We start from the raw sequence: 14040 nt of genomic DNA, 5'->3' as shown, positions 1-14040 counted from the left end.
AATTGGCGATTTTTTTCGCGCAAACGTTGAAACCGCGCGCGGCGGGCTGCCGGGCGCGGTCCGAAAGGAGGCTGCTGGCGGCCGGCGGGCCCGTCAGCCGATCTGCTGCATGATCGAGATCAGCTTTTTCGCGTAGTTCGGGTCGGTCGCGTAACCGGCCTTCTGCATCCCGTGCGCGAAGCCTTCGACGCTGCGGCTGGCGCTCAGCACGCCCGAGTAGCGCGGATTGTTCTTCAGCAGGCTCGCGTAATCGGTCATCGCGTGCTCGTACGAGTCGTACGCGCGGAATTTCGCGACCACGCGGCGCGGCGTGCCGTTCACGTACTCGGTCGTCAGCGCCGACACCGTGCGGCCCGTCCAGCCCTTGTTCGCCTTGATGCCGAACACGTTGTAGCTGGTCGAGCCGTCGGCGGCGCGGATCTCGCGCTTGCCCCAGCCCGATTCGAGCGCGGCCTGGCCGACGATGAAACGCGCCGGGATGCCGGTCGACGCACTGGCCGTCTGCGCGGGGCCCGCGAGCCGGTCGACGAACGCGTCGGCGTCCGGCGCGCCGCTCGCGCCCTTCAGCGGCGGCGTCAGCGCGCTGCCGGCCGAGTAGCCGCGCGCGCCGGCGAGCCCGCCGTTGTTCGATGCGTTCGCGTAGGCCTTCGCCATCGCGTTCATCGCGGCGAGGCTGCCTTCGTTGCCGCCCGTGCCGAGGCCGGCCGCCCCCAGCCCGGCCGCGCCGACGTCGGCCGCCGTGTCGCTGCCTGCGCCCTGCCCCGCGTTGCGCATCAGCTGCTTCATCAGCGCGTCGGCGACGCCGATCCCGCGCGTCGACATCTGCTGCGCGAGCTGCTGGTCGAGCATCGACGTGTACATCTTCGACGTATGCGAATCGAACAGCCCGCCGTCGGGCGACGCGTCGCGCATGCTCTTGAGCATCATCTGCGTGAACATCGCGTCGAACTGGCCCGCGACGGCCTTCGCGCCAGCCTGCGGCGACTGCTTCGCCTGCGCGCGCAGCGCGTCGAAACCCTGCACGTCGAGCGCGAAGCGCTGCGTGAGGTCGTTTGCGTTCGGGAGAGTGGCTGCCATTTAGATGACCTCCAGGTCGGCGCGCAACGCGCCGGCCGCCTTCATCGCCTGCAGGATCGACATCAGGTCCGCGGGCGTCGCGCCGAGCGTGTTCAGCGCCTTCACGACGTCGGCGAGGTTCGCGCCGGCCGTCACCATCTTCAGCGCGCCGTTGTCCTGCTTGAGCTGGATCTGCGACTGCTGCGCCACCACCGTCTGCCCGTTCGAGAACGGCCCCGGCTGCGATACGACCGGCTGCGTGTTGACGATGACCGACAGGTTGCCGTGCGCGACCGCGCAGCTCTGCAGCGTGACCATCTGGTTCATCACGATCGAGCCGGTGCGCGCGTTCAGGATCACCTTCGCCGCGGCCTTGTCCGGGCTCACGTCGAGGTTCTGCAGCCGCGCCATGAACGCGACCTGCTGCGCCGAGTCGGCCGGCGCCGCGAGCTGGATCGTGCGGCCGTCGAGCGCCGTCGCGGTGCCCGGGCCGAAGCTCGAGTTGACCGCGGACACGATCCGCTGCGCGGTGCCGTAATCCATATCGTTCAGCTGCAGTTGCAGCATGCCGTTCATCTGCGCGATCGCGTTCGGTACCCCGCGCTCCACGATCGCGCCGCCGACGATCCGGCCGGCCGCGAGCTGGTTCACCTGCACGCGGCTGCCGTTCGCGCTGGCACCCGCGCCGCCGACCGCCATGTTGCCCTGCGAAAGCGCGTACACCTGCCCGTCCGCGCCTTTCAGCGGCGTAAGCAGCAGCGTGCCGCCGCGCAGGCTCTTCGCGTTGCCGAGCGACGACACGGTGACGTCGAGCGCCTCGCCGGGCCGCGCGAACGGCGGCAGCGTGGCGGTCACCATCACGGCCGCGACGTTCTTCAGCTGCATGTTGCTCAGCGACGACGGACCGCCGTTGGCCGAACCGTTGTTGATCGAGATGCCGAGGTTCGCGAGCATGTTCGCGAGCGTCTGCGTCGTGAACGGCGTCTGCATCGTCTGGTCGCCGGTGCCGTCGAGACCGACGACGAGGCCATAACCGATCAGCGGGTTGTCGCGCACGCCCTGGATCTGCGCGAGATCCTTCAGGCGTTCCGCGTGCGCGGGCGCCGCGCCGAACGCGCAGGCCGCGGCCACGGCCGCGAACGCGACGGCGAGCCGCGCGGCGGCATGCGCGCGGGTCGACAGGCGGTTGAACAGGGTCGTCTGCATCGTCATCACCACGGCGCGATGTTGAGGAAGAAGCGCTGCAGCCAGCCCATCGTCTCGGCTTCGTTGATGTAGCCCTTCGCCGAATATTCGATCTTCGCGTCGGCGACCTGCGTCGAATAGACCGAGTTCGCGCCCGAGATCGTGTTCGGGTTCACGACGCCCGAGAAGCGCACGAATTCGTTGCCCTGGTTGATCAGCATCTGCTTCTCGCCGCTGACCACGAGGTTGCCGTTCGGCAGCACGTTGGTGACGGTCACCGTGATCGTGCCGTTGAACGTGTTCGCCGCGCTCGCGCCGCCCGTCGACGCGAACTTGTTGTTGCCGGCCGCCGACAGGTTCGCCTTCGCGAACAGCCCGCCGAGGAAGCCGGCCGTCGGCACGTTGAAATCGGTGTTGCCCTGCCGGTTCGTGTTCGCGCCCGACGATTTGGTCGCGTTGATGTTCTCCGCGATCATGATCGTCAGGATGTCGCCGATGTTGCGCGGCCGCTGATCCTCGAACAGCGGCCGGCCCGCGTAGCCGGGGTTGTAGATCGAGCCGGGCGCCTGCATCGACATCGGCGCTGGCGGCTGCGCCGTCATCGGCTGCTGGATGATCGGATCGCGCGGAATCTGCGCGCAACCGGCGAGCGCCGCCACCGCGAGCGCGCCTAGGGCGCGGACGGTGGCTGACGGGAGGAGGCGAACCTGCTTCATGGCGACGACGGGTATTCCGGTTAGCTCTTCATCTGCGTGACGGTCTGCAGCATCTGGTCGGACGTCGTCACGGCCTTGCTGTTGATCTCGTAGGCACGCTGCGTCTGGATCATGTTGACGAGCTCCTGCACGACGTTCACGTTCGACGCCTCGACGTAGTTCTGGCTGAGCACGCCCGCGCCGTTCAGGCCCGGCTGCGACACGTTCGGCGCGCCCGACGACGTCGTCTCGGAGAACAGGTTCTCGCCGCGCGCCTCGAGGCCGGCCGGGTTGATGAAGGTCGCGATCTGCAGCGAGCCGATCTGCACCGAATTGGTCGAACCCGCCTGCGTGATCGACACGACGCCGTCCTTGCCGATCGTCAGCGACTGCGCGTTCTGCGGGATCGTGATCGCGGGCAGGATCTGGTAGCCGCTCGACGTGACGAGCTGGCCCTGTGCGTTGGTCTGGAACGATCCGTCGCGCGTGTACGCGTTCGTGCCGTCCGGCATCAGCACCTGGAAGAAGCCCGCGCCGTTGATCGCGACGTCCTTCGAGTTGCCGGTCTGCGTGAGGCCGCCCTGCGTGTACAGGCGCTCGGTCGCGACCTGCTGCACGCCGGTGCCGAGCTGCAGGCCCGACGGCAGCTCGGTCTGCTGCGTCGAGTTCGCGCCCGGCTGGCGGATCGTCTGGTAAAGCAGATCCTCGAACACCGCGCGCGACGCCTTGAAGCCGTTCGTGCTGGTATTCGCGAGGTTGTTCGAGATCACGTCCATCTGCGCCTGCTGCGCATTCATGCCGGTGGCGGCGATGTAAAGCGAACGGTTCACTTGTAAGGTCTCCTGCGTGGGCTGGCGTGGGGTCTGTTTACATATGGAACGCGCATGCGTTGCCACGAGAACGGCCGCTCGCGAGGCGCGCGACGCTGCGAATACTGGACGTATTCGCAAGGAGCGCAACGCGGCGAGCGGCCGTTCTCGTGGCAACCCCAAATTAAAAAATTCATGTCACGGGAATGCCCGAAATCGCCCGTATGGCGGCGTCGTTCGTCGCTTGTTTGGCGCGGCCAAACGGCGCTCCTCACTTCTTGCCCTACGAGCGATTTCGGGCATTCGCATGTGCGTTCCATATGTAAACAGACCCCAGCGCTCAGCTGAAGTTGAGCAGCTGGTTCGCCGTCTGCTCGTTCTGGTCGGCCGTCTGAATCAGCTTCGACTGAAGCTGGAACGCGCGCGCGTTGTCGATCATCGCGACCATCGCGGTCACCGGGTTGACGTTGCTGCCTTCGAGCGAATTCGGCGTGACGACCACGTTCGCGTCGGCGTCGGCCGGATTGCCGTCGGCGGTGCGGAACAAGCCGTCGTTGCCGCGCGTGAGCGTGGCCGGATCGGGATTGACGAGCTTCATCTGGTCGACGATCGCGACCGCCGTCGGCGGGTCGCCCGGCATCAGCGCGGACACGGTGCCGTCCTTGCCGATCGTCACTTCCGCATTCGGCGGCACCGAGATCGGGCCGCCGTTGCCGATCACCGGCAGGTTGCTCGCGTTGACGAGCTGGCCGTTCTCGTCGACGTGCAGGTTGCCGGCGCGCGTGTACGCCTCGCTGCCGTCGGCCGTCTGCACCGACAGCCAGCCCGCGCCCTGCACGGCGACGTCGAGCGGATTGCCGGTGCGCGTGATCGGACCCGGCGCGAAATTCGCGCCGGGCGTCGACGCGAGCACGTAGGTGCGCGTCGTCGTCGGGTCGATCGTGCTGCCGTCGCCGAAATTCATCGGCACCGCGCGATACGTCGCGAGCTGCGCGCGAAAGCCCGTCGTCGACGCGTTCGCGAGGTTGTTCGCGACGGTCGCCTGCTGGTCGAGCGACTGCGACGCGCCCGTCATCGCCGTATAGATCAGTCGGTCCATGGCTGCCCGTTATCCCTGCGTTACAGGTTGATGAGCGTCTGGTCGACGGTCTGCTGCGTCTTGATCGTCTGCGCGTTCGCCTGGTAGTTGCGCTGCGCGGTGATCAGGTTCACGAGCTGCGACGTGAGGTCGACGTTCGAGTTCTCCAGCGCGCTGCCCTGCAGCGTGCCGTGGTTCGTGCTGCCCGGCGCGGAGACCTGCGGCACGCCCGATGCGGCCGACTCCGCATACTGGTTGCCGCCGAGGTTCACCAGCCCGTTCGGGTTGTTGAAGTTCGCGAGCGCGATCTCGCCGAGCACGGCGGTCTGGCCGTTCGAGTAGTTGCCGGTCAGCTTGCCGTCGGTGCCGATCGTGTAGGTCGTCAGCGTGCCGCTCGCGTAGCCGTTCTGCGCGAGGTTGTTCACGCCGTCCTTGCCGCCGTACTGCGTCGTGCCGGTCAGGTCGAGCGTGAGGCTCTGCGGCGTCGCCGAGCCATCGGTGTTCGGCACGGTGAACTGGAACTGGCCGAGCGACGTGGTCGGTGCGCCCCCGCCCGGCAGCGTCGTGCTCTGGATCGCGCCCGACGAATTGAACGTGACCGTGCCGAGATCGGTCGTCGCGCCGCCCTGGACGCCCGCGTAGGTTTCCCACGTGCCGGCCGCCGACTTCACGAAATACATGTTGACCGCCTGCGAACCGCCGAGCGAGTCGTACACCTGGATCGACGTCGAGTAGTTGTACGTCGTGTTGTCGGTCGCGCTGAACGGCGTCTTGGCCGGCACCGTGTCCTGCGAGTTCAGGTTGAACTGGCCGGTGATCTTGGTCGTCGCGGTCGGCGCGATGTTGTTGGTCGGCGCCTGCAGCGCCACGGTCTGCGCGGTGTTGATCACGCCACCCGCGTTGGCCATGTAGCCCATCAGGTTGCGGCCTTGCGAGTCGACGATGTAGCCGTTCTTGTCGCGCTGGAACGTGCCGTCGCGCGAGTACGTCGTCACGCCGTTGTTCGACATCTGGAAGAAGCCGTTGCCGTTGATCGCGACGTCGAGCGACGAGCTCGTCGTATTGATCGTGCCCTGGCCGAAGTTCTGCTCCACCGAATTCAGCGCCGTGCCGATGCCGATCTGCGTGTTGACCGACGTCGCGACCGAGTTCGCGTACATGTCGGCGAACTGCGCGGTGCTCGACTTGAAGCCGACCGTGTTCGCGTTCGCGATGTTGTTGCCGATCACGTCGAGCGCGTTCGATGCGCCGGCGAGGCCGCTCAGACCCTGTTGATAACCCATTTCGGTCTCCGTTTCGAAAAAGCTCGATCAGTTGGTGGCGGTGCCGCCGGACGAGGAAGAGGACGACGCGGACGACGTCGTGTTCGGGAAAATCGACGCGACCTGGCTGAGCCCCACCGTCGTGCCGTTCGACAGCACGAGCCCCGCGGTGCCGTCCGCCTGCTTGATCACGCTCTGCACCGTCGCGGCCGCGAGCGTCGTGGCGGGCTGCGGCGTGCCGTTGCTGTCGGTATACGACGCGCTGACGGTGTACTTGCCGTCCGGCAGCGCGTTGCCCGCCGCGTCGGTCGGCGTCCAGTTGAACGGCACGGTGCCGGCCGACTGCGCGCCCGCTTTGATCGTGTTCACGACGGTGCCCGCAGAGTTCTTCACGGTGATCGTCAGGTTCGACACCGAGCTCGCCAGCGACACGCCGAACGGCGACGCCGCGCCGCTCTTCACCGCGACGGCGTTGCCCGGCGCGAGCACGTTCGTGCCGATCAGCATCGCGGCCTGCGTCTGCTGGCCGGCCGTGAGCTGCGTCGACAGCGACGTGAGCGACGTGTTCAGCTGCGCGATGCCGCTCACCGTGTTGATCTGCGCGAGCTGCGAGGTCATCTGCGAGCTGTCGACCGGGCTGGTCGGATCCTGGTTCTGCAGCTGCGTGACGAGCAGCTTCAGGAACGTCGCCTGCAGGTCGCTCGCGGACGTGCCGTTGGTCGACGACACGTTGTTGGTGTTCATCGTGTCGGTCGGCAAGGTCGACACGTTCGTGCCGTTGCTGCCGATCGTCGTGTTGGAGGAGGTCATCCTGGCTAGCCTTCTGTCGGAACTATCGGAACTGTCGGGTCGGTAAGGTCGGGCGGCGCGTGGCTTACGAGCCGATCGTCAGCGTCTTGAGCATCAGCGTCTTCGCGGTGTTCAGCGTCTCGACGTTGGCCTGGTACGAGCGCGACGCCGAGATCATGTTCACCATCTCCTGCACCGGGTCGACGTTCGGCATCTGCACGTAGCCGTTCGCGTCGGCAGCCGGGTTCGCCGGGTCGTAGGTCGACTTCATCGGCGACGGGTCGTCCATCACCTTCGTCACGCGCACGCCGCCCACGCCCTGGCCGGACGCGGTGCGCGCGCCGCCGATCGGGTCGGTCGCGAACACGACCTGCTTGGCCTTGTACGGCTTGCCGTCGGGGCCGGTGGCGCTGTCGGCGTTCGCGAGGTTCGACGCGGTGACGTTCAGGCGCTGCGATTGCGCGGACAGCGCCGAACCGGCGACGCCGAAGATGTTCATCAACGAAGGCATGGAGGCTCCTTGTGCTTGTGCTCGGGTTCGGAAGCGGCGCGCTTACGAGTTCGTCGTGATCGCGGCGATCATCGCCTTGATCTGCTGGGTCATCACGGTCATCCCGGTTTCGTAGTGCAGCGCGTTGTTCGCGAACTGCACGCGCTCGACGTCGAGATCGACCGTGTTGCCGTCGAGCGACGGCTGCAGCGGCATCCGGTACTGCGCGCGGCCGTAGTCGTCGGCCGGGCCGCCGGTCGGGATCAGCTTCGCCGTGCCGGCCATGTGGCCCTGCGCCGTCGACACCATCGACATGCCGCTCGTCACGCCGGCCGGCTGCGTCATCGGCAGTTGCCCGGCGTTGCTCGGCGCGAGGCCGCCGTTCGTCTGCTTCAGCGAGCGCGCGAGCGTCGACGCGAAATCCGTGTCGCGGGCCTGATAGCCCGGCGTGTCGGCATTCGCGATGTTCGACGACAGCAGTTCCTGCCGGTAGGCGCGCACGTCGAGCGCCTGTCGGCCGAACGCGAATTCCGCATCGAGTTTGTCCAGCATGTGTGCGTCTCTCCGTATGAAGCGCTGCACGCCCCTCGCGCCGGATGGCGACCCGAGAGGCTTTTTTCCATGACAGCGATGGTAGGCGTCGCACGCAACCGGCAATCGGGCGAATAACGCGGCAAAGCCCCCCTCTATTCATCGTTTGCGCGACGGCCCCGCTCCCTAGAATGCGAAGCGGAGCAACAGATCGAGGACACGGCGATGACGGGCAGCGCACTTCGCGGCAGCAACGGGCGGCTCACGCACGTCCGGCGTGCGTTTGCGCTCGCCGCGGCGCTGTGGATCGCCGCGCCGGCCGCACACGCGGACGACGCGATGATCGTGATCCCCGGACGCGGCGAGACGGCCGAAACGGCGCTCGCGCACGCCAACGCGGCGAACGGCGGGCAGTTCGGCGGGAATGCGGGGATGGGTTCGGGTCCGGGCATGACGCCGGATGCCGGGCGCGCGGCGGCGGGCGCGAGCGGGTCGGCCGGCGTGGCTGGTGCTGCCGCGGCGGGCTACGCGGCGCAACCGGCCGGCGCGATGGTCGTGACGACGGTCCCGCCGCCGGCTTCCGTGCCGGCCCCCGCACCCGTCTACTCAGCCGCTCGCGCGAATCCCGCCTACGGCACGCCGCGCGCCGCCGATCCCAACGCCATCGCGACGGTCGTCGCCGGTACGGCCGAGCCCGCGTCGAATCCCGCGCGGCCGGCGCCGCGGGCAAGCGCCGCGCGCATGGCGGCGGCCCGCGCCGCGCCGGCACCGCGCACGGCGGCGGTGGCCGCCAACCCGGCCCAGGCGGCCCCCGCGGCCCAGCCCGCGACGCCGCCCGGCCAGCAGGACCCTGAAGCGCTCCGCCGCGCGGCCCTCACGTTCCTGCAGCAGCAGATTGCGGGCCTGCCCGGCAAGACCACCGCGACGGTCACGACCGCCTTCCCGCGCGGGCTCGCCGCCTGCACGACGCTCGAACCGTTCCTGCCGACCGGCGCGCGCCTGTGGGGCCGCACGACGGTCGGCGTGCGCTGCGCGGGCGAGCGGCCGTGGACCGTCTACCTGCAGGCGAAGGTCACCGTGCAGGCCACCTATTACGTCGCCGCGCGCCAGATCGCGCCCGGCGAACCGCTGAGCGCGGCCGACCTGGTCGCGCGCGACGGCGACCTGACGGTGCTGCCGCTCGCGGTGATCACCGATCCGGCGCAGGCGATCGGCTCGACCGCGCTCGCGCGCATCTCGGCCGGGCTGCCGCTGCGGCAGGACATGCTGAAGAGCGCGGCGTCGGTGTCGGCCGGCCAGACGGTGCGGGTCGTCGCGGCCGGGCCCGGTTTCACGATTTCGGCCGAGGGCAGCGTGCTCGCGAATGCGGCGCCCGGCCAGTCGGTGCGGGTGCGGATGGCGGCGGGCCAGATCGTCACGGCGATCGTCAAGGACGCCGGCACCGTGGAAATTCCGCTATAGGGACGGATATCGCCGCAAGATTGCAAAGAATTGTTTATTCGGAGAATTTCGGGCTCACGATGCTAAAGTTCGGGCCGACCCGGCCGTTATCTGGGTCATACCGAACAGGAAACCCATCGTGAAGATCGATTCCACTCCGAACCCGAGCCCCCTCGCGCCGACCGGCAACGGCGCGACCCGTGCGCAATCCGGCGCGGCCCCGTCGTCCGCGCAGGCGGCCGATGCAGGATCGACCGGCGGCGACACGAGCGTGAATCTGTCGGGTCTGTCCGGCCAGTTGCGCTCGGTATCCGCGTCCGGCGGCGCCGATATCGACACGGGCCTGGTCCAGTCGATCAAGGACGCGCTGAACAACGGCACGCTGACGATCGACGCGAACAAGATTGCCGACGGCGTATTGAATACCGCCCGCGAGCTGCTGCAGCAGCAGCGCCCGGGCAGCTGAGCCGGCCGCCTCGCGGCCGGTCCCCCGGTTTGCCGGCGCGCCGCACCCCGCGCACCGGCGCGACGAGCATGACGCGATGAGAGAAGAGCTGCTGGCCACGGTCAACGACGAACACGCGACGGTCGAGGCGTTCGCGTCCCTGCTCGTCTACGAGGAAAAGGCGCTGACGACGGCCGAGCCGCTCGAGATGCTGCCCGGAATCGTCGAGAAGAAAAGCGCGCTGATCGACCGGCTCGCGCAGCTCGAACGCACGCGCGACACGCAGCTTTCCGCACTCGGCTTTCCGTCCGGCAAGAAAGGGATGGACCAGGCCGCCGAGCGCGATGCGCGTCTCGCCGGCCGCTGGCAACTGCTGCAACAGGCCGCCGAACGCGCGCGCCAGGCCAACGCGAACAACGGCATGCTGATCCGGATCCGGATGGACTACAACGAGCGCGCCCTCGCGGTGCTGCGCTCGGCGCCCGCGCCGGCCGGCGTCTACGGCCCCGACGGACGCGTGTCGGCGCTGACGCGCTGACGCCCCGCGGCGGCCCGCAGCCCGGTCCGCCGCCGCTTCACCCGCTTCACCCCGAATTCCACTTCGACAGACCGGGCTCCAGCCCGGCGCAACCGTCCCCCCGATACGCGGCAGCGCAGCCGCGCTGCCTGATCCAACTACAACAGATCGGAGGGCATCGATGCATCATTCCCGTTTTGAATTCGCACGCCGTCAGGCCGCCGTCGCCACGCTCGGCGCCGCACTGACCTTCACCGCGTCGCTCGCGCTGGGCGCCCCGGCCCCGGCCCCGCTGCCGACGCCGACCGGCGACATGACGCTGTCGCCGGCCGGCCCGCTCGCGGCACCGGTTTCCACTCCGCCCGGCAGGGCGCCGCGCGCCGCATCGCGCGGCAGCGACACCTACACCTACCTGCGCTGCTGGTACCGGATCAGCGACGATCCGCTCAAGCCCGAGGCGACCTACGAGTGGGCGCGCGATCCGTCGGGCGGCGACTGGTATCGCGTGCCCGGCTACTGGTGGGCGGACGGCATCACGCAGTGGAAGAACATGTTCTACAGCGCGACGACGCAGGACACGCTCGCCGACGTCTGCCGCCAGACGCTCGCCGCGCGCGGCATCCGCGCGAACCTGACGCAGGCGGTCGCGGCCAACAACACGCTGTCGTTCAACTACACGGTCTGGACGATCGACGCCGCGCAGCAGGACGCGCGGGTCAACAAGCTGATCGTGTTCGGCGACAGCCTGTCCGACACGCAGAACATGTTCAACGCGAGCCAGTGGAAGCTGCCGAACGGCACGAGCTGGCACGCCGGCCGCTTCAGCAACGGGCCGGTGTGGGCCGAATACGTCGCGAACGCGCTGCGGCTGCCGTTCTACAACTGGGCAATCGGCGGCGCGGCGACCGACCAGCACCTCGTCGTGCCGGGCCTGGTGCAGGAGGTCGACTCGTGGCGTGAATACATGGATCGCGCGCCGAATTACCGGCCCGCCAATACGCTGTTCGTGGTGTTCGCGGGCGGCAACGATCTGGTGAACTACGGCCGCACGCCCGAGCAGGCGGCGAACGCGGTCCGCGACAGTCTCGAGCGGCTCGCCGCGGCTGGTGCCACGCGCATCCTGCTCATCACGCTGCCGGACGTGTCGCGCGCGCCGGTGTTCGCGACGCGCACCGACACCGCCAGCGTCGCCGCGCAGGTCAAGGACTACAACCAGCGGCTCGCCGACGCGGCCGTCGCCGTCCGGGCCCGCTACGGCGCAACGCTGCGGCTCGAGGTGTTCGATGCGTACGCGCCGTTCGACGATCTGCTGAGCCGCCCCGCGCAATACGGCTTCGACGATGCGAAGCGCTCGTGCCTCGACATCCCGAAGCCGTCGTCGTTCACCTATATGGCCGCGCAGACGCCGCGCGCGGACTGCCGCGACCCGGCGCGCTTCGTGTTCTGGGACACGCTGCACCCGTCGACGCGCACGCACGCGTGGCTCGCCGAGCGGATCACGCCGTTCGTGCGCGCGCGGTTGCTGGATTGAAATGGAGCCGGATCCTGATCCGGCTCGGATGATCGGTCACCGATGACCGGCGGACCGCGGGCGGCCGACGCCGCCCGCACCGCTTACAGCAGCGGGCACGCCGTCACCTGCGTGCCGCGCTCCGCACACAGCCGCTCGTAGTCGCGCAGGTACGCGCGCTCGTCGTCGTTCAGCAGGTCGAGATCGATCAGGTCCCAGTCGTAACCGACCGTCACGATGTTCTCGAACGTCACCGTGTCCGGCTGCGTTTCGTCCGGCCGGATGATCACGATGTTCTCGATCCGCACGCCGCCCTTGCCCTGCACGTAGATACCCGGCTCCACCGAGATCACCGCGTTCGGCACCAGCCCGTACTTCGCGCCCGGCGCGAACCGCACGCCGCCCTCGTGCACGTGAATGCCGACGCCGTGCCCGGTGCCGTGACCGAAATCGTGGCCATGGTCGAGGCACACCTGCCGCACGACCGCATCGACGTCGCCGCCCGTCGCCGTGCTCGGAAAGCGCGTGACGAGCCCCTTGATGCAGGCCTTCAGCGCGACCGTGTAGATCTCGCGCTGCCACGGCTGTGCGACCGTATCCGCGTGCGCCCGGCGCAGCACGACACGCGTGCAGTCCGTCGCGAAACCGGCTTCGTAGTACGCGCCGCTATCGAGCAGCACGAGCTCGCCTTCCGTCAGCTCGACGTCGGCGCTCGCCGCCGTGTAATGCGCGAACGCGCTGTTCGCGCCGTTCGCCGCGATCGACGGAAACGTCAACGCCACTGCCGAGCGCGCGCCGTACGCATCGTTGATCGTGCGCGCCAGGTCGTATTCGGTGTGGCGCGCGCCGGGCTCGCCGGTCTTCGCCCAGCGCATCGTCTCGGCGATCGCCGCGGAACTGCGCGCGAACGCGTCGCGGAACCGGTCGAGCACCGCCGGCGTCTTGGCGGCCCGCATCGCCTCGACCGGGTTGAAGTCGGCATGCCGCGCCTGCGGCCACACGCGGCTCACTGCATCGACGAGCGCGCAATTCACCGATTCGAAGCCGTAGCACACGTGATCGACCGCGAACTGCGCGAGAAAGCGCGCGAGCGCCGCGACATCGCGCCGGATCACGTGCAGCGCCGGATACGACGCGAGCGTGACGTCGCAGCGGTCGCAGCCTTCCGGCAGGAACAGCGCGACCTGCCCGCCGACCGCGAACAGGAAGCCGAGGTGCGACGATGCGTTCGGGATGTGATAACCGCGGCTGTTCAGCAGATACGCGAGATCGTCCGACGCGCACGAGAAGAACGCGGTCTTGCCGTCCGCCGCGCCGGTATGCGCGGCGAGCTTGCGGTTCAGCGTGTCGAGATTCTGCGCGACGCTCAGGCCCGTCATCGATTCCGGCAGTTCGAAAATCGGCCGTTCGACGACCCAGCCCGGCAGCGCGATCGCACGATCGATCTCGCGCTCGGCGAAGCTCGTCCAGTCCAGCCCCGCGGCCTGCGCCTGCTCGAACAGCCGGTCGCGCTGCGCGACGCTGACCCGCAGCGCGTCGTAGCCGACCCGGGCGAGCCGGCTCGCGTGCGCGACCAGCCAGTCGGCCAGCGCCTGCCAGATCGTCACGCCCATCCCGAGCTTCTCGATGCGCACGCGCGCCGGATCGCATTGCTGGTCGGCCTGAAAGTGATAACGGCCGTCGACGAACAGCACGAACGGCGGCACGCCGAGCGCCTGCGCGGTCGCCGCACTCAGGAAGATCCCGCAGCCGGCCGAACCGTCGAAGCCCGACAGCGCGTAGCGCGGGTTGTTGCTGCGCGGCAGGTACTCGGTGACGTATTCGTCCTGCGACGTGACCACCACCGCGTCGAGCCGCGCGGCGTCGAGCAGGCGTGCCAGGCCGGCCTGCGTGTCGGCGACGGACGCGTCGTACGGGGGAAGGCCGGAGAAGTTGTATTGCAGTCGATCGATCATCGGATGCCCACGTTATTCATTGTTGTCGGCGGTCGGCGGTGCGACGCGGCGGGGCGCATGCCTGAAACAGGCGTGACGCGACACGGCACCGCTGCGCGGACGACGCGCGGCACTGCACGTCGCCGGGCCGCCGGGCTGTGCCAGCGGCAGGTCCGCGGAAATTTTTGTCTCACTTAACTTTGTTTGATGCTCGCGACAGAATCTAGAGCAGGCGGAAATTGAGGTCAAGCTAAAATTTTCGTAGGACTAAAATCGGCGGCACGGTGCCGCAGGCCCGC

Annotated in this window: 14 protein-coding genes; 4 read left to right on the top strand and 10 right to left on the bottom strand. The window is 68.6% G+C overall.

Going from position 1 to position 14040, the window contains the following annotated elements; translation table 11 throughout:
* Positions 1–93: 93 nt before the first annotated feature.
* The 9 genes from flgJ to flgB form a co-directional block, all read right to left on the bottom strand.
* On the bottom strand, positions 94–1077 hold the full coding sequence (flgJ, locus tag VL15_RS21530; protein ID WP_048248341.1) for a flagellar assembly peptidoglycan hydrolase FlgJ: 984 nt from the start codon (positions 1075–1077) through the stop codon (positions 94–96).
* On the bottom strand, positions 1078–2262 hold the full coding sequence (locus VL15_RS21525) for a flagellar basal body P-ring protein FlgI (protein WP_048248365.1): 1185 nt from the start codon (positions 2260–2262) through the stop codon (positions 1078–1080).
* Positions 2263–2267: 5 nt separating this feature from the next.
* Complete coding sequence (gene flgH / locus VL15_RS21520) at positions 2268–2957, bottom strand: flagellar basal body L-ring protein FlgH (protein ID WP_048248339.1); 690 nt, start codon at positions 2955–2957, stop codon at positions 2268–2270.
* Positions 2958–2977: 20 nt separating this feature from the next.
* Positions 2978–3766 (bottom strand): flagellar basal-body rod protein FlgG, encoded by a 789-nt coding sequence (flgG, locus tag VL15_RS21515; RefSeq protein WP_048248338.1) that lies wholly within the window; start codon positions 3764–3766, stop codon positions 2978–2980.
* A gap of 319 nt (positions 3767–4085) precedes the next feature.
* The gene (gene flgF, locus VL15_RS21510; protein ID WP_048248337.1) at positions 4086–4844 is read right to left on the bottom strand and encodes a flagellar basal-body rod protein FlgF; all 759 of its coding nucleotides are present in this window, start codon (positions 4842–4844) and stop codon (positions 4086–4088) included.
* Positions 4845–4864: 20 nt separating this feature from the next.
* Entirely contained in the window at positions 4865–6106 is a 1242-nt protein-coding gene (gene flgE, locus VL15_RS21505) for a flagellar hook protein FlgE (protein WP_048248335.1), read from the bottom strand.
* 27 nt (positions 6107–6133) lie between these two features.
* Positions 6134–6895 carry a flagellar hook assembly protein FlgD gene (gene flgD, locus VL15_RS21500; protein ID WP_048248334.1) on the bottom strand — a complete coding sequence of 254 codons (762 nt, stop codon included), beginning with the start codon at positions 6893–6895 and terminating at the stop codon, positions 6134–6136.
* 64 nt (positions 6896–6959) lie between these two features.
* Entirely contained in the window at positions 6960–7385 is a 426-nt protein-coding gene (flgC, locus tag VL15_RS21495) for a flagellar basal body rod protein FlgC (RefSeq protein ID WP_034190310.1), read from the bottom strand.
* Positions 7386–7427: 42 nt separating this feature from the next.
* Positions 7428–7916 (bottom strand): flagellar basal body rod protein FlgB, encoded by a 489-nt coding sequence (gene flgB, locus VL15_RS21490; protein ID WP_048248332.1) that lies wholly within the window; start codon positions 7914–7916, stop codon positions 7428–7430.
* A 204-nt stretch (positions 7917–8120) separates the two neighbouring features.
* Between flgB and flgA the strand changes: the two genes are divergently transcribed.
* From flgA to VL15_RS21470, 4 genes are all read left to right on the top strand, one after another.
* Entirely contained in the window at positions 8121–9356 is a 1236-nt protein-coding gene (gene flgA / locus VL15_RS21485; protein WP_048248331.1) for a flagellar basal body P-ring formation chaperone FlgA, read from the top strand.
* A gap of 118 nt (positions 9357–9474) precedes the next feature.
* Positions 9475–9801 carry a flagellar biosynthesis anti-sigma factor FlgM gene (gene flgM, locus VL15_RS21480; protein ID WP_048248329.1) on the top strand — a complete coding sequence of 109 codons (327 nt, stop codon included), beginning with the start codon at positions 9475–9477 and terminating at the stop codon, positions 9799–9801.
* Between the two features lie 76 nt (positions 9802–9877).
* The gene (locus tag VL15_RS21475) at positions 9878–10318 is read left to right on the top strand and encodes a flagella synthesis protein FlgN (RefSeq protein ID WP_048248327.1); all 441 of its coding nucleotides are present in this window, start codon (positions 9878–9880) and stop codon (positions 10316–10318) included.
* Between the two features lie 160 nt (positions 10319–10478).
* Positions 10479–11828, top strand: coding sequence for an SGNH/GDSL hydrolase family protein (locus VL15_RS21470; protein ID WP_053077690.1), 1350 nt, complete (start codon positions 10479–10481; stop codon positions 11826–11828).
* Between the two features lie 83 nt (positions 11829–11911).
* On the opposite strand, the gene VL15_RS21465 is transcribed toward VL15_RS21470, so the two are convergent.
* The gene (locus tag VL15_RS21465; protein ID WP_048248326.1) at positions 11912–13762 is read right to left on the bottom strand and encodes a M24 family metallopeptidase; all 1851 of its coding nucleotides are present in this window, start codon (positions 13760–13762) and stop codon (positions 11912–11914) included.
* Between the last annotated feature and the right edge of the window lie 278 nt (positions 13763–14040).

Origin of the sequence: Burkholderia cepacia, assembly GCF_001039005.1 — a bacterium.
Lineage (GTDB): Bacteria > Pseudomonadota > Gammaproteobacteria > Burkholderiales > Burkholderiaceae > Burkholderia > Burkholderia theae.
The sequence above is the reverse complement of the archived record's forward strand: the minus strand, read 5'-3'. Positions and strand labels throughout refer to the sequence as shown.